Genomic DNA, 1029 nt, shown 5'->3' with positions numbered 1-1029 from the left:
ATAGCTTACTGCAAAGCGATACGCCGCTGACCAATAAAGACGTCTTGCTCATCGATGACGCCAATAAGATGAGTGCCAATGAGTTGCTGGCCCTCACCGATAAAGCCAAACAATCGAGCAGTAAAGTGGTGATGCTTAATCGCGTATCAAGCCGTCAGGGATTTAAAGCCAATAACGCTATCTCGCTGTATCAAAAAGGCAATGTGGAGAGTCATTCTTGGGTTGGCAAGCGAGCCAGCAACACCAACGTAAAACTGCATGACAATGATACCGATAGGATAGCGCGGGTGTACGCCGACCTCCCCGATAAAGCCAACACGCAAGTGATTGCCACTTCCAGCGTCGAGCAGCGGCGGTTAACCGAAGCGATACGGGGCCAGCTCAAAAATACCGGCGCCCTCGCCAGACACGAAACCACCCTATTCACTCAACCCCCTCACCACCTCTCTAAAGCGCAACAACCCCTCGTTCAACACTACAAACCAGGCATGACACTCACCCATTGGGAGAAAAACAAACCTCAGAGTTTTGTCATCGCCAGTATCGACAAAGAGAGCAACACCATGACCGCACTCAGCAAACGCGATGGACAATCACACACCTTTGACCCGTCCAGTCGCGCCTTTAAGCACATGAAGATGCAAATCAATAAACCGCAAAGTCTCAATATCGCCCAAGGCGAACGCCTTCAAACGCTAGGCAAACACTTCCCTGCTGGCTTGGACGCGAACCAAAGCTACCTTGTCACTCACATTGACAAAGAAAGCCTCACGCTTGAGAGCAAAGGGGAAACGCAGCGCGTCAACTTAGAGAGCCTAAAAGACGCGCCGCTGCAATACGACTACGTTCACGGCGCCCACCATATTGAGCCAAAAGCCCATACTTTACTGTCAGGCAAAGCATTTACCCTATCTAAGCCCCTGATAAACGACCTGACTGAAAAAACAGAGCGCCTTGATATCTTCACCGACAAACCAGACAAAGCCCAAAGCGCACTTGAAAAAGAGCAGGTCTCCCCGTCAGCCATTG

1 pseudogene is annotated in these 1029 nt (G+C 50.6%); it reads left to right on the top strand.

From position 1 onward, the window contains the following. Positions 1-1029 (top strand): annotated as a pseudogene (locus AACW75_RS24285) (conjugative transfer relaxase/helicase TraI); the annotation flags it as partial.

The sequence above is a fragment of the Vibrio sp. L3-7 genome (genome assembly GCF_963898195.1).
In the GTDB taxonomy this organism is placed as follows: domain Bacteria; phylum Pseudomonadota; class Gammaproteobacteria; order Enterobacterales; family Vibrionaceae; genus Vibrio; species Vibrio echinoideorum.
This window is presented reverse-complemented; position numbering and strand designations above follow the sequence as displayed.